Here is a 22,008-nt window from a genome sequence, read left to right as displayed (position 1 = left end):
TGCGATGAACAATATCCGCCAGCGTCATTCGAGATGCGCAACGCGCTTTGCAATGATGCCCGATGCCTGCAATCTGCGAAACAGCGAGTATAATTCTAAGCGGTTTGGGTTTCAGAGGTAGCTATGCTATTTATTTTTCGACTAATTATCGTTGTCATCTATTGTATTCTGGTCTGCATCTTCGGCTGTATTTATTGTCTGTTCAGCCCGCGTAACCCTAAGCACGTCGCCACCTTCGGCCACCTGTTTGGCAAACTGTCGCCGGTCTTCGGCCTGAAAGTCGAGCTGCGCAAGCCAGCCGACGCGGAAAGCTACGGCAACGCTATCTATATCGCTAACCACCAGAATAACTATGATATGGTGACGGCATCAAATATCGTGCAGCCGCCGACCGTGACCGTAGGTAAAAAGAGCCTGGCGTGGATCCCCTTTTTCGGCCAGCTCTACTGGCTGACGGGGAACCTGCTGATCGATCGCAATAACCGGGCAAAGGCGCATGGCACTATTGCCGAAGTCGTGAACGCATTTAAAAAGCGCAATATCTCTTTTTGGATGTTTCCGGAAGGGACCCGCAGCCGCGGCCGCGGTTTGCTGCCTTTTAAAACCGGCGCTTTTCATGCTGCTGTCGCGGCTGGCGTGCCCATTATTCCGGTGTGCGTGTCTAATACATCGAATAAAATTAATCTCAATCGCCTGAATAACGGTCTGGTGATTGTAGAAATGCTGCCGCCGGTAGATACCAGCCAGTATGGAAAAGAGGGCGTTCGCGCGCTGGCCACGCACTGCCGCGAGCTGATGTCCGCGAAAATCGCTGAGCTGGATAAAGAAGTTGCCGAACGCGAAGCGGCCGCAAAGAAATAACACAGGAAACGCCGCAAACAGCGCGCGGATTGCTGGCGGGAAACGAATTCCCTTATTAATTAGTCAGTATTTCATGGAGTTAATATGTCACTCAGTCGGCGTCAGTTCATTAAGGCTTCAGGCGTAGCGCTGTGCGCGGGCGCCGCGCCGCTGAAGGCACAGGCCGCTGGCCAGCAGCCTGCGCTGCCGATCCCCCCTCTGCTGGAGTCCCGCCGCGGGCAGCCGCTATTCTTGACGCTACAGCGCGCGCACTGGTCGTTTACGCCCGGTACCCGCGCCTCGGTGTGGGGGATTAACGGTCGCTATATGGGGCCAACCATTCGCGTCTGGAACGGCGACGATGTCAAGCTGATCTACAGCAACCGCCTGACGGAAAACGTGGCGATGACCATCCGTGGTCTGCAGGTCCCCGGTCCGCTGATCGGCGGCGCCGCGCGCATGATGTCCGCTAACGCCGACTGGGCGCCGGTACTGCCAATCCGCCAAAGCGCGGCGACCCTGTGGTATCAGGCCAACACCCCAAACCATATGGCAAAACAGGTCTATAACGGCCTGGCCGGCATGTGGCTGGTGGAAGATGATGTCAGTAAGAATCTGCCGATCCCCAATCACTACGGCGTGGATGATTTCCCGGTGATTATTCAGGACAAGCGTCTGGATAACTTCGGTACGCCTGAATACAGCGAGCCCGGTAGCGGTGGTTTCGTGGGCGATACGCTGCTGGTGAACGGCGTACAGGGGCCTTTCGTTGAGGTGTCGCGCGGCTGGGTGCGCCTGCGCCTGCTGAATGCGTCCAACTCCCGTCGCTATCAGCTGCAGATGAGCGATGGCCGATTGCTGCACGTGATTTCCGGTGACCAGGGGCTCCTGCCCGCGCCGGTTTCGCTGAAGCAGCTGTCGCTGGCGCCGGGCGAGCGTCGAGAAATTCTGGTCGATATGACCAACGGCGATGAAGTGTCGATCACCTGCGGGGAAGCGGCAAGCATCGTCGATCGTATTCGCGGCTTCTTCGAGCCGTCGAGCATTCTGATCTCCACGCTGATTCTGACATTGCGCCCGACGGGCCTGCTGCCGCTGGTGACCGATAGTCTGCCCGTGCGTTTGCTGCCGACGGAAATTCTGGCCGGCGCGGCGATTCGCAGCCGTGAGATCACCCTTGGCGACGATCCGGGGATCAACGGTCAGCTGTGGGATCCGCAGCGTATCGATATTACGGCGCAGCAGGGCACCTGGGAGCGCTGGATTGTGCGCGCCGACCGGCCGCAGTCGTTCCATATTGAAGGCGTCATGTTCCAGGTGCGTAACGTCAACGGCTCCGCGCCGTTCCCGGAAGATCGCGGCTGGAAGGATACCGTCTGGATCGACGGCCAAGTTGAACTGTTGGTCTATTACAATCAGCCCTCCTGGCCGCACTTCCCGTTCCAGTATTTAAGCCAGACGCTGGAGCTTGCCGACCGGGGTTCCATTGGCCAGATTCTGGTGAATCCGGCGCCGTAATTTATTCTGTCCCGGTTCCATGCGGCCGGGATTGGAAAAACCTCCTTCATTTCTTCCATCGTTCCGGCTTATAATCGCCGCCCTTTTTGATTATTTTTTTATCATTTCCCCGGAAGCAATATGAGCGCAATATCCCTGATCCAACCGGATCGTGACCTTTTCTCCTGGCCGCAGTACTGGGCCGCCTGCTTTGGCCCCGCGCCGTTCTTGCCGATGTCGCGAGAAGAGATGGATCAACTTGGCTGGGATAGCTGCGACATCATTCTGGTTACCGGCGATGCCTATGTCGATCACCCGAGCTTCGGCATGGCGATTTGCGGACGCATGCTGGAAGCGCAGGGGTTTCGCGTGGGGATTATTTCCCAGCCGGACTGGAATAATAAAAACGATTTTATGCGCCTGGGTAAACCGAATCTGTTCTTCGGCGTCACCGCCGGCAACATGGATTCGATGATCAACCGCTACACCGCCGACCGCAAGCTGCGTCATGACGATGCCTATACGGCGGGTAACGTTGCCGGTAAACGCCCGGATCGCGCCACGCTGGTCTATACCCAGCGCTGTAAAGAAGCCTGGAAAGATGTCCCGGTGATCCTCGGCGGTATCGAAGCCAGCCTGCGCCGTACCGCGCACTACGACTACTGGTCTGATACCGTGCGTCGCTCGGTTCTGGTGGACTCCAAAGCCGATATGCTGATGTTCGGCAACGGCGAGCGTCCGCTGGTGGAAGTGGCGCACCGTCTGGCCGCCGGCGAGCCCATCGGGCAAATTCGTGACGTACGCAACACCGCCATCATGGTGAAAGAGGCGCTGCCGGGCTGGAGCGGAGTGGATTCCACGCGTCTGGATACGCCGGGGAAAATCGACCCGATTCCGCATCCGTACGGTGAAGATTTGCCGTGCGCGGATAACAAAACCGTCGCACCGCCAAAACAGGAAGCGAAGCGCGTTACCGTGCAGCCCCCGCGTCCGAAGCCGTGGGAGAAGACCTACGTCCTGCTGCCTTCCTTTGAGAAGGTGAAAGGCGACAAGGTTCTCTACGCGCACGCGTCGCGTATTCTGCACCATGAAACCAACCCCGGCTGCGCCCGCGCGCTGATGCAGAAGCACGGCGAGCGCTATATCTGGGTTAACCCGCCCGCAATCCCGCTCTCCACCGAAGAGATGGATAGCGTGTTTGCCCTGCCGTATAAGCGCGTTCCGCATCCCTCATACGGCGATGCCCGCATTCCGGCCTACGAGATGATCCGCTTCTCGATTAACATTATGCGCGGCTGTTTTGGCGGCTGTTCCTTCTGCTCAATTACCGAGCATGAGGGGCGTATCATTCAGAGCCGTTCCGAAGATTCGATCATCAATGAAATCGAAGCGATTCGCGACACGGTTCCCGGTTTTACCGGCATTATTTCCGATCTTGGCGGCCCAACGGCCAACATGTATATGCTGCGCTGCAAGTCGCCGCGCGCCGAGCAGACCTGCCGCCGCCTGTCATGCGTTTATCCGGATATCTGCCCGCATATGGACACTAACCATGAGCCGACGATTAATCTCTATCGCCGCGCCCGTGACCTGAAAGGCATCAAAAAGATCCTCATCGCTTCCGGCGTACGTTACGACATCGCCGTTGAAGACCCGCGCTATATCAAAGAGCTGGCTACCCACCACGTTGGCGGCTATCTGAAGATTGCCCCGGAGCATACGGAAGAGGGACCGCTGTCGAAAATGATGAAGCCGGGTATGGGCAGCTACGATCGTTTTAAAGAGCTGTTTGATACCTATTCGAAGCAGGCCGGTAAAGAGCAGTATCTGATCCCATACTTTATTTCCGCCCACCCCGGCACGCGGGATGAAGATATGGTGAATCTGGCGCTGTGGCTTAAACAGCATCGTTTCCGCCTGGATCAGGTGCAGAACTTCTATCCGTCGCCGCTGGCGAACTCGACCACCATGTATTACACCGGCAAGAACCCGCTGGGTAAGATTGGCTATAAGAGTGAGGATGTGGTGGTGCCGAAGGGTGACAAACAGCGCCGCCTGCACAAGGCACTGCTGCGCTATCACGATCCGGCCAACTGGCCGCTGATCCGCCAGGCGCTGGAAACCATGGGTAAAAAGCACCTGATCGGCAGCCGTCGCGATTGCCTGGTACCGGCGCCGACGATCGACGAAATGCGCGAAGCGCGTCGCCAGAACCGCCACACCCGTCCGGCGCTGACCAAGCATACGCCGATTGTGCACCAGCGCTCGAACGGCGGGGCGACGGCGAAGAAGCCCGTAAAACGCGGTAAGGTCGCCGGTCGTTAATTCGGCTGCATTGCCCGCTGGCGCTTCGCTGACCGGGCCTGATAATTCCGGGCCCGGGCAGCCGCTTGCCAAACGGCAAAGCAAATTCTATGGCTAGGCTTCTCTGATTCTGGCCGCCAGCGCCGCCAGCTTTTCATCATCCGCCCGCTCATGATCGTGGGAGGAGAGATAGCCTTCATATTGCGCAAAAAACTTAGTCTGACGCGACTCGATAGGCCGCCATTGGGTCATATCCCCGGTGCCGTGCATCGGGCTGAGTTTGCTGTGGACATGATCAACGCCATAGCCTTCAAAAAACATCCCCGTGCGGCCCACGTCATCAAAGGCTTTATCCAGAAGCTTCGCCACCTTCTGCGTCGCCAGCACCAGATCGGCCAATGCCTGCGGCGGCATATCAAACGCATAGCTGGGGTAGTGCTTCTTCGGGATCACGACCGTAAAACCGTCGGTATTAGGGAAAATAGAGAGAAAGGCGAGGTGGTGTTCATCTTCCCACACCTTATGGCAGGGGGCTTTCCCCTCAACAATTTGGCAGAAAATACAGCTCATCAGCACGCATCCATTTGATTGCAATAAACCCTGAATGTACGTGGTTTTAGCCAGATAGCAAAGCGATGCTCCGCCGGAAGCCGACGGAGCAGGAAAGGTTAACCGCCGAACTGATCCGGGTCTGGCCCCAGGCGTTTGTTCTGGTCCAGTTTAGTGATTTCACTCAATTCATCTTTATCAAGACGGAAGTCCCAGACGTTAAAATTCTCGGCAATGCGCGATGGCGTCACCGATTTCGGGATCACCACCAGGCCGCTGTCGAGATGCCAGCGGATAACGATCTGCGCCGGGGTTTTACCGTATTTATCCGCCAGTTGACGAATAATTTTCTGATCGAATACCCCTTCGCCGCCCTGCGCAAGCGGGCTCCAGGACTCGGTCTGGATCTTATGCGTCGCATTCCAGGCGTGAAGCTGGCGCTGCTGCATCAGCGGGTGAAGTTCAATCTGGTTTATCACCGGAGCGACGCCGGTTTCATCGATGATTTTTTGCAGATGATGAACCTGGAAATTACAGACGCCGATGCTTTTTGCCAGTCCCTGCTGCTGCAGCTCAATTAAGCTTTTCCAGGCGTCGACGTAATGGTTAGTTGCCGGAACCGGCCAGTGAATGAGGTATAAGTCGACGTAGTCGAGCTTCAGTTTTTTAAGGCTTTCCTGCAGCGCTTCTTTGGGCTGTTTTTGATCGTCATTCCACAGTTTCGTGGTGACGAACAGCTCATCGCGGGCGACGCCTGCGCTGCTTAACGCATTGCCGACGCCGGTTTCATTCTGGTACACGGCGGCGGTGTCAAACGAGCGATAACCGACTTCCAGCGCCTTATGAATGGCGGAGACGACTTCCTCGTTGCCTGCTTTCCACACGCCGAGCCCCAGCTGCGGCATCAGGTTGCCGTCGTGTAGTTTTATAACGGTTGGATGTGTCATGCCTTCCTCCTGTTAATGAACTCAGCGGAATAAATTCCGCCGAGGGGTAGCATTAAGTCTGGACGAAATAGCTAAAAACGGTAGTTAAACTCCTCTCCTTTGCGCGAGTTTACGCGTCGGAGAGGGCGTTGATTAGCGCGCAGCCTCGTAAATACGGCGGCTGACGTCCAGCGTAATATCCTGATTTTCACCGAGCTGGGTCATGCCGTGCTCTTCCAGTTTCGCCAGCAGCGCCGGGATGGAGCTGCCATCCAGACCGTAGGCGGAAAGGCGCGTCGGGACGCCCATCTGTTCGAAGAAATCACGCGTTGCGGCGATGGCGGCGTCAATGCGCTCTTCCTCGGAACCTTCGGTGATGTTCCAGACGCGGGCGCCGTACTGCAGCAGCTTGGCGCGTTTAGCATCGCGTTTTTCATTCCACAGGGCCGGCAGAACGATAGCCAGCGTCTGGGCGTGATCGAGACCGTGCATGGCGGTCAGCTCGTGGCCGAGCATATGGGTCGCCCAGTCCTGCGGCACGCCTGCGCCAATCAGGCCGTTCAGCGCCTGGGTGGCCGCCCACATAATATTGGCGCGAACGTCGTAGTTTTCCGGCTCTTTCAGCGCTTTCGGGCCGTCTTCCACCAGGGTCAGCAGAATACCTTCGGCAAAGCGGTCCTGGATTTTGCCGTCGACCGGATAGGTAACGTACTGCTCAACGGTATGGACAAATGCGTCAACGACGCCGTTAGCCACCTGGCGCGGCGGCAGGGTGTAGGTGTAAACCGGATCCAGAATAGCGAACACCGGCTGGACGTGGGTGGACATAAACGCGCGTTTGTCGCCGGTGGTTTTACGCGAGATCACCGCGCCTTTATTGGATTCGGAACCGGTCGCCGGCAGCGTCAGCACGGAGCCCATCGGGATAGCGCTGGCCACTTTGCTGCCGTAGGTTTCGAGGATTTCCCACGGATCGCTATCGGCTGCATAGTGGGCCGCCGCGGCGATGAATTTGGTGCCGTCGAGAACGGAGCCGCCGCCCACCGCCAACAGGAAAGTGATCTTTTCATCACGCGCGATTTTCACCGCGTTCATCAGCGTTTCGTAGGCCGGGTTTGGCTCGATGCCGCCAAATTCCCGAACGTCAATGCCGTTCAGCGCGCTCAGAACCTGATCAAGCACGCCGGTTTTCTTCACGCTACCGCCGCCGTAGGTGACAAGCACGCGTGCATCCGCCGGGATTTGATCGCGCAGATTTTCAATCGCGCCTTTACCGAACAGAATACGGGTTGGGGTATGTAGGTCGAAATTATTCATGGCTGGTGCCCTCAAATAGATAAAACCGCCAACAGAGACAATACCTCTGCCAGATGACGGACATTGTGTTCCCGCGGGCCGTTCCCCTCAATGCACATTCCTGCCGTTGTCTTGCCCATTTCTCCTTGGGGCTGGAGAAATTCGCCGGAAGTGCGCACAATGCGAAGGTATAAAAACGTTCGGAGAAGCACGATAAATGAACCGCGCTGAGATATGCCAGCTATTAACGCATAAGGTTAATCAGCTGAAAGATAAAGAAGAAATGCTTAATGCTCTGCTGCCGGATATTCGCCTGCTGTACGGTACCCAGCCGGGGACGCGCACGCCGGTTATGTATCAGCCGGGGATCGTTTTTCTCTTTTCCGGGCATAAAATTGGCTACATTAACGAGCGTACCTTTCGCTATGACACCAATGAGTATCTGCTGCTGACGGTACCGCTGCCGTTTGAATGCGAAACCTTCGCCACTCCGGAAGTCCCGCTGGCGGGGATTCGGCTGAACGTCGATATTCTTCAGCTGCAAGAACTGCTGATGGATATCGGGGAAGATGAGCAGTTTCAGCCGTCCATGGCGTCGAGCGGGATCAACTCTGCGGTGCTGTCCGAAGAGATATTGTGCGCGGCGGAGCGCCTGCTGGATGTCATGGAGCGCCCGCTGGACGCGCGCATTCTTGGCAAACAGATTATCCGCGAAATTCTCTATCACGTGCTGACCGGGCCGTGCGGGGGGGCGCTGCTGGCGCTGGTCAGTCGTCAGACCCACTTCAGCCTGATTAGCCGCGTATTGAAGCGCATTGAAAGCCAGTACACAGAGAACCTCAGCGTCGATCAGCTGGCGGCGGAAGCGAATATGAGCGTCTCGGCGTTTCACCATAACTTTAAATCGGTCACCAGCACCTCCCCGCTGCAGTACCTGAAAACCTATCGCCTGCATAAAGCGCGCATGCTGATGATCCACGATGGTATGAAGGCCAGCGCGGCGGCGATGCGGGTGGGGTATGAAAGCGCGTCGCAGTTCAGCCGCGAGTTTAAGCGTTATTTCGGCATGACGCCGGGGGAGGATGCGGCGCGTATCAGAACGATTCAGGGGATGTGACGAACGATGTAAGGGCGGCGAATCCGCGCCGCCCCGGTAAACGATCAGGCGTTACAGTATTTCTTTTTAATCACCACGATAACCGTACCGAGCAGCCCGGCGATCAGCAGCGCGATAGGCAGAATCATCAGGCAGGTCATAACCTGATCTTCATGGCGCTTAACGAAGGGAATCATGCTCAGCGCATAGCCCAGACCGGTGACTACGCCAACCCACAGCAGCGCGCTCAGCCAGTTGAAGAACTGGAAGCGGCGGTTTGGCAGCCCGGAAATGCCCGCCATGGTGGGCAGAAGGGTGCGAACAAACGCCAGGAAACGCCCAGCCAGCAGCGCCAGCAGGCCGTGTTTGTCAAACATGCAGGTTGCCCGCTGATGGTACTTATGCGGCAGATGCCCAAGCCAGCGCTTAACCGTAACGGTGTTACCCAGCCAGCGCCCCTGGATATAGCTCAGCCAGCAGCCGAGGCTGGCAGCGGCGGTTAAAATGGCGACCGTAGGTACAAAGTCCATTACGCCTTTGGCGATGAGCGCCCCGGCGAGCAGCAGCAGGCTATCGCCCGGTAAAAATGAGGCGGGCAGCAGACCGTTTTCCAGAAACAGGGTTGCGAACATGACCAGATATACAACGCCCACAACGTGGGGGTTTGCCAACGCGGCAAAATCATGCTGCCACAGCGCGGCGACAATTTCTTGAATGACAACCATGGACTTTCCTAAGTGGTACCGTGTTTTTTGTCTAGTGTACTCCTGAAGAGGCTCGGGCACCTTGATCCCGGGCGCAACTAAAGCGGCCGTTTTTCTAAAAAACGTCCGCTATTGTTGCCACTGACTGTCACTTTACACGATACGCGCGAAGCCCGCCGCTAAATCATCCAGCAGATCGGTAACATTTTCTAACCCGACATGAAGGCGGATCAGCGTGCCGCTGAAATCAACTTCAGCATCAGGACGGATTGCGGCAATGTGTTCCGGCTGGTTGGCTAAAATCAGCGATTCAAAGCCGCCCCAGGAGTAGGCCATGCTGAACAAGCTGAAGTGGTCCAGATAAGCGGAGAGTTCGGCGTCGGTCAGGCGTTTATTGAGCACGAAAGAGAACAGACCGCTGCTGCCGGTGAAGTCGCGCTTCCAGTACTCATGGCCTTTGCTACCGGGCAGGGCGGGATGATTCACGCGCGCCACCTGCGGATGCTGCGCCAGCCATTCGGCAATCTGCAGGCTGCTTTCATGGTGTTGACGCAGGCGGACGGCCAGGGTGCGCAGGCCGCGGCTGGTCATATAGGCGGTATCGGCATCCACCATTTGCCCCATCAGATAGGCGTTTTCGCGCAGCTGCGCCCAGCAGCGCTCATTGGACACGGCGGTACCCACCATCGCGTCGGAATGGCCGATCAGGTATTTGGTGCCGGCCTGAATGGAGATATCGATACCAAACTCCAGCGCTTTAAACAGCACGCCTGCCGCCCAGGTGTTGTCGATCATAATGATGGCTTCTGGAGCGACGCGACGTACCGCCGCGACGATCGCCGGAACATCATGGACTTCCATGGTGATGGAGCCGGGGGATTCGAGGAACACCACGCGGGTGTTCGGCTGCACCAGACGGGCGATATCGCCGCCGATGAGCGGGTCGAACCAGCCGGTGGTGACGCCGAGTTTGGCGAGAATTTTCGTACAGAAATCCTGGGTAGGCTCATAGGCGGTGTTGGTCACCAGAATATGGTCGCCCTGCTCGACGAACGCCAGAATGGTATTCGCGACCGCCGCCGCGCCGCAGGGGAAGAGGGCGCAGCCGGCGCCGCCTTCCAGCTCGCACATTGCTTCCTGCAGGGAGAAATGGGTCAGCGTCCCGCGACGCCCGTAGAACAGCTCGCCTTTGGCGCGGTTGCGCGTCGCGTGCTTTTTCGCTTCGACGGTGTCGAAAACCAGCGATGAGGCGCGCTGAATGACGCTGTTTACCGAGCCCAGGGTGTATTTTTTGCTGCGCCCGGCGTGAACCAGCGCAGTATCAAGATGTTTATCAGCCATGTTCAGATAACCTGTTTTTATACGTCTGGACGTCTAAACTAACATGAATGCCCGTTGATGTACCGGGTCGCGGCGGATACAGGTAAAAATTTTATCAACGGCGGGGTCAGCAACTTTTTTACTGCGTAAGCGCAAGGAAAATAAACGTGATTTGCTGCACAGTGTAAATACTAATGAGAACCACTATCAATTCGATGTCGTTTTGATATTATTGTGCGCAGATTTTGTAATTTACGTCCTGGAGATACAGTGTGGGTAATAATTTGATGCAGGCGGATCTCTCCGTTTGGGGTATGTATCATCATGCCGATATTGTCGTTAAGGTAGTGATGATCGGCCTGATTCTGGCGTCGGTCGTTACATGGGCTATCTTTTTCGGCAAAGGCGCAGAGATCCTGGCCAGCAAGCGCCGCCTCAAGCGCGAACAGCAGCTGGTTGCTGAAGCACGCTCTCTCGACCAGGCCAGCGACATCGCTAACGGTTTCGATGCGAAAAGCCTGACCTCGCGCTTGATCAACGAGGCGCAGAACGAGCTGGAGCTTTCCGCGGGTTCTGAAGATAACGAAGGCATTAAAGAACGTACCGGTTTCCGACTGGAGCGTCGCGTGGCGGCGGTGGGTCGTTACATGGGGCGCGGCAACGGTTATCTGGCGACGATCGGCGCGATTTCCCCGTTCGTTGGTCTGTTTGGTACCGTCTGGGGCATCATGAACAGCTTTATCGGGATTGCCCAGACCCAGACCACTAACCTGGCGGTGGTTGCGCCGGGTATCGCGGAAGCGCTGCTGGCCACGGCAATTGGCCTGTTCGCTGCGATTCCGGCGGTGGTCATCTACAACATTTTTGCCCGCATGATCGCCAGCTATAAAGCGTCCCTTGGCGATGTCGCCGCCCAGGTTCTGCTGCTGCAAAGCCGCGACCTGGACCTGAGCGCCAGCGGCGTTAAGCCGGTACGTACCGCCCAGAAACTACGCGTAGGTTAATGCTTTATGGCGATGCATTTTAACGAAAACCTCGATGATAACGGCGAAATGCACGACATCAACGTGACGCCGTTTATCGACGTCATGCTGGTGCTGTTAATCATCTTTATGGTGGCGGCGCCGCTGGCTACCGTCGACGTGAAGGTGAATCTGCCTGCTTCCTCCAGCCAGCCGCAGCCGCGTCCGGAAAAGCCGATCTATCTGTCGGTGAAGGCGGATAAAACCATGTTCCTCGGCAATGACCCCATTACCGACGAGAGCATGATCGCCTCGCTGGATGCGCTGACCGAAGGCAAGAAAGACACCACCGTCTTCTTCCGCGCGGATAAAACCGTGGACTACGAGACGATGATGAAGGTTATGGATACCCTGCACCAGGCGGGCTATCTGAAGATTGGCCTGGTGGGCGAAGAAACCGTCAAAGCGAAGTAACCTCTCTCCACCCATCTTCTCAGGCTGGCCTTGCGCCAGCCTTTTTTATCTCCTCGAATCGCTCTCTTGTTGGACGCCTGTTGCTATAACGTTGCCCTGTTGCGGTATAATGGCGGCCGTTTATGTTAACTGACAGGATCTTATGGAACGCTTTCTGGAAAATGCTATGTACGCCTCGCGCTGGCTGCTGGCGCCGGTTTATTTTGGCCTTTCGCTCGGTTTGATTGCGCTGACGATCAAATTTTTTCAGGAGATCTTCCACATACTGCCGCATATTTTCAGCGTCAGTGAGTCGGATATGATTCTGACCCTGCTGTCGCTGGTGGATATGACCCTGGTGGGCGGTCTGCTGGTGATGGTGATGTTCTCCGGCTATGAAAATTTTGTTTCCCAGCTGGATATCAACGAGGGCAAGGAGAAGCTCAGCTGGCTGGGCAAAATGGACGCCACTTCGCTGAAAAATAAGGTTGCCGCCTCCATCGTGGCGATCTCTTCCATTCATCTGCTGCGGGTGTTTATGGATGCGAAAAACGTCCCGGACAATAAGCTGATGTGGTACGTCATCATCCACCTGACCTTTGTGCTGTCGGCCTTTGTGATGGGCTACCTCGATCGTCTGACCAAAGTGAAACACTGATCCCTCCTCTTCCGGCGGTGTTGGCCGCTGGGCTTTTTACTCCCCGTTTCTGCTTTTCTCCGCTGGCGTATGTCCGGGCTTCTGCTTTGCTTAAAGGGCGCTTAATAACGGAGGCAGGGTGATGACGCGACTAACGGCCAAAGATTTTCCGCAGCAGCTGCTCGAATACTATGACTACTACGCCCACGGCAAAATCAGCAAACGCGAGTTTCTCCAGCTGGCGGGGAAGTATACCGTCGGCGGGATGACCGCGCTGGCGCTGTTTAACCTGCTGAAGCCCGACTATGCTCTGGCGGAGCAGGTGGCGTTTACCGACCCGGATATCCGTCCGGAGTATATTCATTACCCTTCTCCTGACGGCCACGGCGAAGTGCGGGCTTATCAGGTGACGCCGGTGAAAATAGCCGACAAAGCGCCCGCCGTGGTGGTGGTTCATGAGAATCGCGGCCTGAATCCCTATATTGAAGACGTTGCCCGGCGGGTGGCGAAAGCGGGCTATATCGCGCTGGCGCCGGATGGCCTGAGCTCCGTCGGCGGCTATCCCGGTAATGATGATGAAGGCCGCGCGCTACAGCAGAAAGTCGATCCCGTGAAGCTGATGAATGATTTCTTTGCGGCGGTCGCGTTTATGGCGAAGCATCCGCAGGCGACGGGGAAGGTCGGTATCACCGGGTTCTGCTACGGCGGCGGCGTCAGCAACGCGGCGGCGGTGGCGATCCCTGAGCTGGCCTGCGCGGTGCCGTTTTACGGCCGCCAGCCGCCGCTGAATGAGGTCGATAAAATTAAAGCGCCGCTGCTGCTGCATTATGCCGGACTCGATAGCGGCATTAATGAAGGCTGGCCCGCCTATGAAAAAGCGCTGAAGGCACACAATAAAGTCTACGAGGCCTATATTTATCAGGGTGTTAACCACGGCTTTCATAATGACTCCACGCCGCGCTACGACCGGGCTGCGGCTGACCTGGCCTGGCAACGCACGCTGGCGTGGTTTGAGAAGTATTTGCGCTAAAAACCGGAGGCGGAAGCCTCCGGCGGGCATGGGCGCTACGCCTGGCGTTTATCTTCGGTTTGCGTGTCGAAGTCGCTGGCGTCATGGCGCTCGTGAAGCTGCTCGTTGAGCGGGCCTGAGGTGCGGTTAACCATCCGCCCGCGCTGAACGGCGGGGCGCTTACCCACATCCTGCGCCCAGCGCAGCACGTTTTTATAGCTACCGGCATCCAGGAACTCGGCGGCGTTGTAAACATTCCCCAGCACCACGTTGCCGTACCACGGCCAGATGGCCATGTCGGCGATGGTGTACTCCTCTCCTGCCACAAAACGGCCGCGGGCAAGCTGCTTGTCCAGCACGTCAAGCTGGCGCTTGGCTTCCATCGTAAAGCGGTCGATCGCGTATTCGATTTTCACCGGCGCATAGCTGAAGAAGTGGCCAAAGCCGCCGCCGAGGAACGGAGCCGAGCCCTGCAGCCAGAACAGCCAGTTGAGGGTTTCGGCGCGGCCTGCCGGATCTTTGGGCAGGAAGAAGCCGAACTTTTCCGCCAGATAGAGCAGGATGCTGCCGGATTCAAAAACGCGGGTCGGCGGAGTGGTGGAGTGATCGCGGAGCGCGGGGATTTTTGAGTTCGGATTAACCTCGACAAAGCCGCTGGAGAACTGATCGCCTTCGCCGATGCGAATCAGCCAGGCGTCGTACTCCGCGCCGCTGACGCCTAACGCCAGCAGCTCTTCCAGCATAATGGTCACTTTCTGGCCGTTGGGCGTCCCCAGCGAATAGAGCTGAAGCGGATGCGCGCCCACCGGCAGCTCCCGATCGTGCGTTGCGCCGGAGACGGGACGGTTGATATTGGCGAATGCGCCGCCGTTGTTTTGCTTCCATTCCCACACTTTAGGTGGCTGGTAGTTATTCTCTGACATGCTGATCTGCCTTTTTAGTGAGGTGTTGATGTCGTGTCGCTGGCGTTACCGCGCCGGCGCGGGAGAGTCGTACTAAGCCAGAATCCGCGCGGCCCATACGCTGACGTCGTCGCCGCTGCCGAGATCCGCCTGCACCAGGCCGTTAACCATAAAGGTCGGCGACACGTGGATGCCGTTCTGGCGCGCGTACTTGCTATGCCATTTGATCTCGTTTTGCAGCTCCGGGCGGGCAAACGCCGCGGCCAGCGAGACGTGGCTATAGCGTTCGATACGCTCGATAATCTGCTGCGGCGTGGCGTTCATGTTCGGCCCGCTGCAGTGGTCGGTAAACTCAAACTCTTCGCGGTGGTCGGCGACGGCTTTAAGCACCTTATGCGCCTGCTCGCGGCCGTGCGGCAGGGTGGAGGCTGCGAGAACGCAGCGGACGATGACGCCGGAAAACAGATGCCACGGTTGAGACTGCAGACGAATTTTGATCGTCACGTTATCCGCGCCAACTTCATCCAGCAGGTCATCAAGCTTATTAAATGCCCGCACGGAGAAAGGACAGGTGGGTTCGAGGAACACCTCAAAGGTGCGGGGGCCATGCCCCCAGACCAGCGGTTGGGCGGTCAGATGCGATGGTGTGCTCATTGTCGACTCCTGATTGTTTTTTTATCTCAAATAACGATATCACTTTTGCCCGGGGGCGCAGGCTTATTTTCCTTAAGGGCACGATTAGCGAATCGAATGAGTGGTATCATCATTCCACCTCTGTCTGGTAAGTGCCTGCGGCAGGATAAGAAGAGGGAGTTTTGTTTCGCCAACTGCCCGGGCTGCATTAATTTGAGGTCAGGCTAAATGAGCAAAGGTTCCACAAGCAGTGACGCCCCGTTTGGTACACTATTAGGCTACGCACCGGGCGGCGTGGCGATTTATTCTTCTAATTACAGTAGCTTAAATCCGCAAGATTATCCGGATGACGCCACGTTCCGCAGCTATATCGGTAATGAGTATATGGGGCACAAATGGCAGTGCGTGGAGTTCGCGCGCCGCTTTCTGTTCCTCACCTACGGTTTTGTTTTCACCGATGTCGGCATGGCCTACGAAATCTTCTCCCTGCGTTTTCTCCGCGAGGTGGTCAACGACAATATTCTGCCGCTGCAGGCGTTCGCCAACGGCTCCCGCCGTCCGCCTCTCGCCGGCTCACTGCTGATCTGGCAGAAAGGCGGCGAGTTTAAGCACACGGGCCACGTGGCGGTGATTACGCAACTGATAGGGAATAAGGTCAGGATCGCCGAACAGAACGTCATTCACTCGCCGCTGCCGCAGGGCCAGCAGTGGACCCGCGAGCTGACGCTGGAAGTGAAAAACGGCCTCTACACGATTAAAGACACCTTTGCCGATACCGAAATCCTCGGCTGGATGATCCAAACCGCCGATACCGAGCACAGCCTGCCGCAGCCGGTGCTGCCGGGTGAGGCGATGGCCATCAAAGGCGCGCGGCTGCAGAATAAAGGCCAATACCGCGGCAACTGGCTCAACGAGAAAGATTCGCTGCAAAAAGCCTACGTGGAAGCCAACGGCCACGTCATCAATAAAGACCCTTACCAGTATTTCACCATCACCGAAAGCGCCGAGCAGGAGCTTATCAAAGCCACCAACGAGCTGCATCTGATGTACCTGCACGCCACCGACAAGGTGATGAAGGATGACAGCCTGCTGGCGCTGTTCGATATTCCGAAAATTCTCTGGCCGCGTCTGCGCCTCTCGTGGCAGCGCCGTCGCCATCATATGATTACCGGCCGCATGGATTTCTGTATGGATGAGCGCGGGCTCAAGGTGTATGAGTACAACGCCGATTCCGCGTCCTGCCATACCGAAGGCGGGCTGATCCTCGAGCAGTGGCTGAAGCAGGGCTACTACGGCACCGGTCACAACCCGGCGGAAAATCTGCTGGATGAGCTGGCCGGAGCGTGGAAGCACAGCCGGGCGCGTCCTTTCGTGCACATCATGCAGGATAAGGATCTGGAGGAGAACTACCACGCGCAGTTTATCCAGCGTTCGCTGACTCAGGCCGGCTTCGAGAGCAAAATTCTGTTTGGCCTGGATGAGCTGCGCTGGGATGCCGCCGGGCAGCTGATTGATGCCGACGGGCGTCTGGTCAACTGCGTCTGGAAAACCTGGGCATGGGAGACCGCCATTGAGCAGGTGCGGGAAGTCAGCGCCGATGAGTACGCAGCGGTGCCGATACGTACCGGACACCCGAATAATGAAGTGCGCCTGATAGACGTCCTGCTGCGCCCGGAAGTATTAGTCTTCGAGCCGCTGTGGACGGTCATCCCCGGCAACAAGGCGATTTTGCCGGTGCTGTGGTCGCTGTTCCCCAATCATCGCTATCTTCTGGATACTGATTTTGTGGTCAACGAGCAGCTGGCGGAAAGCGGCTATGCGGTTAAGCCTATCTCGGGCCGCTGCGGCAACAATATCGACCTGATTGGCCCGCAGGACGAAGTGCTGGATAAAACCAGCGGCCAGTTTTTCGACCGCAAAAATATCTACCAGCAGCTGTGGTGCCTGCCAAAAGTGGATGGCAAATACATCCAGGTTTGCACCTTCACCGTCGGCGGTAACTACGGCGGGACCTGCCTGCGCGGAGATGATTCTCTGGTGGTTAAAAAAGAGAGCGATATTGAGCCGTTAATCGTGCTAAAAGACACAGATAGCCGTTAAGTTTGGCCCCGGATTGCGGTTCTCGTCACCTGCGGCATTTGTAGCCCGGGCAAGGCGCATCGCGCCGCCCCCGGGGGAAGGCCGCAGGATGCTGGGGAATATCCCGGAGGCGATGCTGCGCATCTGTCCGGGCTACCGAACATACGAACCCGTAGCCCCAGTGAGCATAGTGCGACCGGGGGAATTATCGGTAAAAAACAGATAAAACATCACAACAACAAGACAGAAAAGGAAAATAGTATGCACGATCGGCGACTCGCCGCCCGCGCGGGTGAACTTAAGCCCTCCGCCGTCCGCGAACTCCTCAAGCACAGTAAGCTGCCCGGCGTTATCTCTCTGGGCGGCGGTATTCCGGCCCCGGAGCTTTTTGATACCGAAGGCCTGAACCTGGCGGTGCAGCAGGTGATGAACGGGCGCTTTAACGATGCGTTCCAGTACGGTTTGACCGAAGGTTATCCGCCGCTGCGTCAGGCCGTTAGCGAACTGTGTCAGGCGCGCGGCGTGGCCTGTTCGGCAAGCCATGTCTATATCACTTCCGGTTCGCAGCAGTCGCTGGATATCGTCGCCCGCACTCTGCTCGATCCGGGTGATGCGATTGTCGTTGAGCGTCCGACCTATCTGGCGGCGCTGCAGGTCTTCCAGCTGGCGCAGGCCAATATTCTCAGCGTGGATACCGACGATGACGGCATGCTGGTGGAACAGCTGGCCGATCTGCTGGAAACCACGCGTGTGAAAGCCGTTTACCTGGTGCCGACGTTTGGCAACCCCGGCGGGAAAACCCTGAGCGAAGCGCGTCGCCGCCGCCTGGTTGAGCTGGCGAAAAAGCACGACTTCGTCATTATCGAAGACGATCCGTACGGTGAAATCAGCTTCACTGATGAAGTACGCCGTCCGCTGTATCAGTATGCGGTTGAGCTGGGCTGTGAAGATCAGGTGGTTTATACCTCCACCTTCTCCAAGATCCTCGCGCCGGGGATGCGTATTGGCTGGATCGTGATGCCGGACTGGCTGGCGCAGCAGACGGTGATCGTTAAACAGGCGGCGGATCTGCACACTAATATGCTCTCGCAGGTCATCACCGCGGAATACCTGAGCATGAACCGCCTGGAAAGCCAGATTGCCCTGATCCGCGAAGATTACCGCAAGAAGTGCGTGGCGCTGGCCGACGCGCTGGAATCGCAGCTTGGCGAGCATCTGGCGTTCAGCCGTCCTAAAGGCGGTATGTTCCTGTGGGCTCGCTTCCGTTATCCGTTCGATACCATGGAATGGATGAAGAAAACGCTGGAAAATGGCGTGGTCTACGTACCAGGAGAAGCGTTCTATAACGATAACCCGGATACCCGCACGCTGCGCCTGTCCTACTCGACGGTGTCGACAGAGGGTCTGATGACCGCCGTCGAGCGCCTGGCGAAGTCGCTGTAATCGCCGTGCTCCGCGCCGTCGGCGGCGCGGGGCTCCCTTCTCGTTTTCTTCTTTAAGCCCCTGTTTTTATGCGAATGCATGACCTGCCCGGCGGGCGAAAATCATCAGTGCGTAATGTGAAAACGGGATTGGCGGGTTTTTTGAATCGCCCGCAGCCGATGGCTACGGGCGAGAGAAACACAGAGGCGGGCGGTTTTGCGGCTTATCGCCGGCCCGGGTCGTTAATCCTGGTCGGTAATGCGATCGTCAAGCCAGATCAGCATCAACGTGGAAAGAAAAGCAACAGCGACGGTACCAATAGCTAACAGCATAAGAAGAGCCTCAGGGGTTTTTATTATTTTTCTGCTTTGACCGATGAGCGATTATTTCTGTCTGTGATGGTGACTTTTGTTCCTGACTGGGATGTTGCGAGTGTGAAAAAATCGTCAGCATCAATATCGAAATTGAGAACGATTTCTTTGTACTTCCCACAATTCATTAACTCTTTTGCTTCTTTCATACTACTGGCTGTAATAGTAGGCATCAGTTTCATCTCGTTTAAAAACTGAGAAGCAAAATAAGAGCTTGTCGATACCAGATCAACTACTTTTTATGGTAAGGACAATCATGCATCAGATTGATGATTGCCGCTGCCAGTAGCGGATTGAAACATAATTTCTGTTTTACCTTTCCTGCCAGCGTTTCGTTTTGCCCATAGCGGCGAAAAATGCGCCGATCCTCGGTGGTGGATTTTTAACCGCTTTGCAATTTCGTGGCTAAGAGCAAGCCGCCCGCGGCGGCCTGCTGTGGATGTTTAAAAGGCGTAGCCCACGCTAAGGCTGCCGCTGTAGCCGTGGCTGTCGCCGCCGCTGGCGACGTCAGCCTGGCCGCCAAGGTTCAGGCTCAGCGCACCGCGCGTGATGCTCAAACTGGCGCCGGCGTTGACCATGTCACGGCTATCGAAGGCCGCGTTCTGTACGACCTCATAGTGATAAACCTGTCCCTGAGTGCGTACCGAAGGGCCGCTGAAACTGTGTTCATAGCCGATATTTATCGCCGGCGTGAAGCGCCAGCCGCCGCCGTTTTGCGAATGAAATGCGATACTCACATTGGCAATACCGCTGGCGTTATTTTCACTGACGCGGTCGACGTTGAGCGCCAGCTCGCTGCCGCTTTCGCGGAAAGCGTCCATCCGCAGGTGGGTCAGGCGGGTCCCGACGGCGTACTCAACGCTGGCAAAATCGAGCGGACTAACGTAGCCGAGGCGCAGCGTGCCGCCAACCAGCTGGCCATGGGTATCGCCGGTGGCCGTACCCAGCCCGCCATTCAGCCGGCGCGTACTGCTATAATCGATCCAGCCTGCGTTAAGATCGGCGGCGGCAAAGAGGCCATGATTTAAATCCTCAAAAGCATAGCGACCGCCGAACCCCAGCAGAGTGGTGTTGGCATCCGCATCGGCGCTGGCGCTGCCCAGCGAGCCCCAGCTATATCCCAGAGTGCCGTAGCCGCTAAGCTGCGCGTTAAACCGCCAGGTATAGCCCAGCAGCGAGCCGGCGGTATGCTCATTACTGCTGGCGGCGCGGGCGGAACCATCGGTGCCAAGATAGCCGCTAAGCCCGGTCAGCCACAGTTTTCCTTCCCCATCCCGCAGCTGACGGCTATCAATATTCGGCGTTAACGCCCTGTCTAATCGCGATCCGCTGCGCAGCAGGTAGCTGGCGGCGTCCGCGTAAATCTGCCCGCCGACCTGAGTCTCCACGCCGCCGAGGGTTCCGGCATCAATGGCCGATTGCAGATAATAGTTATAGTCGGTGTAGCGGCCCGATAGCTCGCTGTTTTGCAGGGCGTTAAGCAGCGCAGCGCCCTGCGCCGCATTCCCCCGCAGTTCGCTTTGTCCCGGCAGCTGGCCGTACTGCACCATTTTGCCGCGCAGGACGTAGAGCGTCTCCTGCGACAGCCCCAGGCCCTGCTTCAGATAGTTATCCACCGATCCGTACTCGCGGCTGATTTCATCCAGCCCGGCCTGAAGATAGCTGGCATCGACGCCCAGCAGCGGCTCGTAAATCGCCGCCATGGCGGGGGGCATCATCGCCAGGGTCGCTTCGACGCGCTGGCGGGTATAGTCGTTGGTGGCGAGGTAGTTTTCCATAATGGTCCCCTCATCGACGCCGGCAATGCTCAGCAGCATCGCGGCGGTCCAGCCGGTGCGGTCCTTGCCCGCAGTACAATGGAACAGCGCCGCGCCGTCGGCGCTGGCCAGATCGTTAAATAGCGTGGTGAACCGGGCGCGCATCCCGGCATCGCTGACGAAGGAGACGTTGGTCTGCTGCATCATCGCTTTGGCTTCAGCGGCGCTACTGAACGTTATTGAGGTGATGTTGCTGCCCGAAGCGGTGTTGCCGATGATATCAATATGGGTATACCTCGCCCCGTCGGGCATCACGTCCGGGCTGCTGGCGATTTCGCTGGCCGTGCGCAAATCATAAACATCGCTGATACCGAGCGTGCTCAGCGTCGCCTGGTCCGCGGAGGATAATGCCAGAGCATTAGAACGATAAAAAACGCCGGTGCGCAGGGTGCCGTCGTGGCTGGTGGTATAAACAGACGTCGTGCCAGCGATATCGCGGAAATTATCCATCGTAGCGAGTACGGGCGTATTTATCGGCGCAGCGTAGAGCACGCCGGAAACGCCGACGGCGACCAGAGAGAGCGAAACGGGAATATAGCGAATCAAAATAAGCCTCGATAATTATTGGTTATAATTTACTGTTTATTAAGGCTTGGAAATATAAGAGGAGATTGTGACGGAATTATTTCCAGAACGATTTTTTTAAAATAAATAGGGTGATAATAACTTCAGGATATCGATTAAATATAACTTTTTCGCGCGCTAAATACTGTTATTCATTCGCCATGTTTATGTTTAACATTCCGCTCGTCGCAGCAGAATGTTATTTTCTATTATTGTCAGCGAGTCATTTTGCGCAGTAATACGCCTTAATCCGGGCGCTGCTTTTCGCTCATCAGCTGGCGACAGCGCTGCTGGTCCTGGCTGATACTTTTCTGCTCTTCCGGCGTTAACTGCTGCCACGTGTCCAGCATCCGTTGGCCCAGAGCGGGCACGTAGTGGGTCTTATGCAGCGCATAATCCGAATTGCCGCCTTCAATCATATTTTCCATATCGCGCAGAAACGCACGGCTATCCTGATGGTCAATAACGCAGAAGACGGAGCGGTAGTACGCGACGTCTTCTTCGGCGTAGCGGGGCGTGAACCACCAGATAAGTAGAGCGATAAGCGCCAAAAGCGGGGCAATAAAAGCGAGTTTCTTCAACATGAGTCATTCAAAAAGGCAAATTGAAGGATCAGTGTAGCCGTTG

20 protein-coding genes and 1 pseudogene are annotated in these 22,008 nt (G+C 56.8%); 11 read left to right on the top strand and 10 right to left on the bottom strand.

What is annotated here, in order from left to right:
- Positions 1-123 precede the first annotated feature (123 nt).
- The 3 genes and pseudogenes from plsC to ABLU67_RS09160 form a co-directional block, all read left to right on the top strand.
- The gene (gene plsC / locus ABLU67_RS09170) at positions 124-861 is read left to right on the top strand and encodes a 1-acylglycerol-3-phosphate O-acyltransferase (protein ID WP_004125254.1); all 738 of its coding nucleotides are present in this window, start codon (positions 124-126) and stop codon (positions 859-861) included.
- A gap of 84 nt (positions 862-945) precedes the next feature.
- A complete protein-coding gene (gene ftsP / locus ABLU67_RS09165) occupies positions 946-2,358 on the top strand; it encodes a cell division protein FtsP (protein ID WP_004854230.1) in 1,413 nt (470 codons plus the stop codon).
- Between the two features lie 30 nt (positions 2,359-2,388).
- A pseudogene (locus tag ABLU67_RS09160) lies at positions 2,389-4,602 on the top strand (YgiQ family radical SAM protein); the annotation flags it as partial.
- Between the two features lie 153 nt (positions 4,603-4,755).
- On the opposite strand, the gene ABLU67_RS09155 reads toward ABLU67_RS09160, so the two are convergent.
- The 3 genes from ABLU67_RS09155 to yqhD all read right to left on the bottom strand — a co-directional run bounded on the left by ABLU67_RS09155 (position 4,756) and on the right by yqhD (position 7,433).
- A complete protein-coding gene (locus tag ABLU67_RS09155) occupies positions 4,756-5,211 on the bottom strand; it encodes an HIT family protein (RefSeq protein WP_025105926.1) in 456 nt (151 codons plus the stop codon).
- A gap of 98 nt (positions 5,212-5,309) precedes the next feature.
- Complete coding sequence (dkgA, locus tag ABLU67_RS09150; RefSeq protein ID WP_025105927.1) at positions 5,310-6,137, bottom strand: 2,5-didehydrogluconate reductase DkgA; 828 nt, start codon at positions 6,135-6,137, stop codon at positions 5,310-5,312.
- Between the two features lie 132 nt (positions 6,138-6,269).
- A complete protein-coding gene (gene yqhD / locus ABLU67_RS09145) occupies positions 6,270-7,433 on the bottom strand; it encodes an alcohol dehydrogenase (protein WP_025105928.1) in 1,164 nt (387 codons plus the stop codon).
- A 196-nt stretch (positions 7,434-7,629) separates the two neighbouring features.
- On the opposite strand from yqhD, the gene ABLU67_RS09140 reads away from it, so the two are divergent.
- Positions 7,630-8,529 (top strand): AraC family transcriptional regulator, encoded by a 900-nt coding sequence (locus tag ABLU67_RS09140; protein WP_014226863.1) that lies wholly within the window; start codon positions 7,630-7,632, stop codon positions 8,527-8,529.
- Between the two features lie 44 nt (positions 8,530-8,573).
- Here the strand turns inward: ABLU67_RS09140 and yghB are convergent, their stop codons facing one another.
- Both yghB and metC read right to left on the bottom strand, forming a co-directional pair.
- The gene (gene yghB, locus ABLU67_RS09135; protein ID WP_004125241.1) at positions 8,574-9,233 is read right to left on the bottom strand and encodes a DedA family general envelope maintenance protein YghB; all 660 of its coding nucleotides are present in this window, start codon (positions 9,231-9,233) and stop codon (positions 8,574-8,576) included.
- A gap of 132 nt (positions 9,234-9,365) precedes the next feature.
- Positions 9,366-10,553: a cystathionine beta-lyase gene (gene metC, locus ABLU67_RS09130; protein WP_032692874.1), complete on the bottom strand. Its 1,188-nt coding sequence runs from the start codon at positions 10,551-10,553 to the stop codon at positions 9,366-9,368.
- A gap of 251 nt (positions 10,554-10,804) precedes the next feature.
- On the opposite strand from metC, the gene exbB reads away from it, so the two are divergent.
- The 4 genes from exbB (at position 10,805) to yghX (ending at position 13,614) form a co-directional block, all read left to right on the top strand.
- On the top strand, positions 10,805-11,536 hold the full coding sequence (exbB, locus tag ABLU67_RS09125; protein ID WP_032692873.1) for a tol-pal system-associated acyl-CoA thioesterase: 732 nt from the start codon (positions 10,805-10,807) through the stop codon (positions 11,534-11,536).
- Between the two features lie 6 nt (positions 11,537-11,542).
- A complete protein-coding gene (gene exbD, locus ABLU67_RS09120; protein WP_014226862.1) occupies positions 11,543-11,968 on the top strand; it encodes a TonB system transport protein ExbD in 426 nt (141 codons plus the stop codon).
- 142 nt (positions 11,969-12,110) lie between these two features.
- Complete coding sequence (locus ABLU67_RS09115; protein WP_004105804.1) at positions 12,111-12,605, top strand: TIGR00645 family protein; 495 nt, start codon at positions 12,111-12,113, stop codon at positions 12,603-12,605.
- Between the two features lie 121 nt (positions 12,606-12,726).
- Positions 12,727-13,614, top strand: a complete 888-nt coding sequence (gene yghX, locus ABLU67_RS09110; RefSeq protein WP_064375102.1) for a YghX family hydrolase — start codon at positions 12,727-12,729, stop codon at positions 13,612-13,614.
- Positions 13,615-13,649: 35 nt separating this feature from the next.
- Here the strand turns inward: yghX and yghU are convergent, their stop codons facing one another.
- Positions 13,650-14,516, bottom strand: a complete 867-nt coding sequence (gene yghU, locus ABLU67_RS09105) for a glutathione-dependent disulfide-bond oxidoreductase (protein WP_014226859.1) — start codon at positions 14,514-14,516, stop codon at positions 13,650-13,652.
- Between the two features lie 72 nt (positions 14,517-14,588).
- Positions 14,589-15,149: a thioredoxin domain-containing protein gene (locus ABLU67_RS09100; RefSeq protein ID WP_014226858.1), complete on the bottom strand. Its 561-nt coding sequence runs from the start codon at positions 15,147-15,149 to the stop codon at positions 14,589-14,591.
- On the opposite strand from ABLU67_RS09100, the gene ABLU67_RS09095 reads away from it, so the two are divergent.
- From ABLU67_RS09095 to ABLU67_RS09085, 3 genes are all read left to right on the top strand, one after another.
- The gene (locus ABLU67_RS09095) at positions 15,137-15,280 is read left to right on the top strand and encodes a hypothetical protein (protein ID WP_305955792.1); all 144 of its coding nucleotides are present in this window, start codon (positions 15,137-15,139) and stop codon (positions 15,278-15,280) included. The two genes, ABLU67_RS09100 and ABLU67_RS09095, sit on opposite strands and share 13 nt — an antisense overlap.
- A 76-nt stretch (positions 15,281-15,356) precedes the next feature.
- Complete coding sequence (gss, locus tag ABLU67_RS09090; RefSeq protein WP_348852267.1) at positions 15,357-17,228, top strand: bifunctional glutathionylspermidine amidase/synthase; 1,872 nt, start codon at positions 15,357-15,359, stop codon at positions 17,226-17,228.
- A gap of 240 nt (positions 17,229-17,468) precedes the next feature.
- Complete coding sequence (locus ABLU67_RS09085) at positions 17,469-18,650, top strand: PLP-dependent aminotransferase family protein (protein WP_014226856.1); 1,182 nt, start codon at positions 17,469-17,471, stop codon at positions 18,648-18,650.
- Positions 18,651-18,984: 334 nt separating this feature from the next.
- Here ABLU67_RS09085 and ABLU67_RS09080 read toward each other — a convergent pair whose 3' ends face one another.
- The 3 genes from ABLU67_RS09080 to ABLU67_RS09070 all read right to left on the bottom strand — a co-directional run bounded on the left by ABLU67_RS09080 (position 18,985) and on the right by ABLU67_RS09070 (position 21,965).
- Entirely contained in the window at positions 18,985-19,173 is a 189-nt protein-coding gene (locus ABLU67_RS09080; protein WP_014226855.1) for a hypothetical protein, read from the bottom strand.
- Between the two features lie 270 nt (positions 19,174-19,443).
- Complete coding sequence (locus tag ABLU67_RS09075; protein ID WP_348852266.1) at positions 19,444-21,363, bottom strand: tyrosine-protein phosphatase; 1,920 nt, start codon at positions 21,361-21,363, stop codon at positions 19,444-19,446.
- Between the two features lie 263 nt (positions 21,364-21,626).
- Positions 21,627-21,965 carry a hypothetical protein gene (locus tag ABLU67_RS09070; RefSeq protein ID WP_014839557.1) on the bottom strand — a complete coding sequence of 113 codons (339 nt, stop codon included), beginning with the start codon at positions 21,963-21,965 and terminating at the stop codon, positions 21,627-21,629.
- Positions 21,966-22,008 lie beyond the last annotated feature (43 nt).

Source organism: Klebsiella sp. GN_Kp190, from assembly GCF_040061795.1.
In the GTDB taxonomy this organism is placed as follows: Bacteria; Pseudomonadota; Gammaproteobacteria; order Enterobacterales; family Enterobacteriaceae; genus Klebsiella; species Klebsiella michiganensis.
This window is presented reverse-complemented; position numbering and strand designations above follow the sequence as displayed.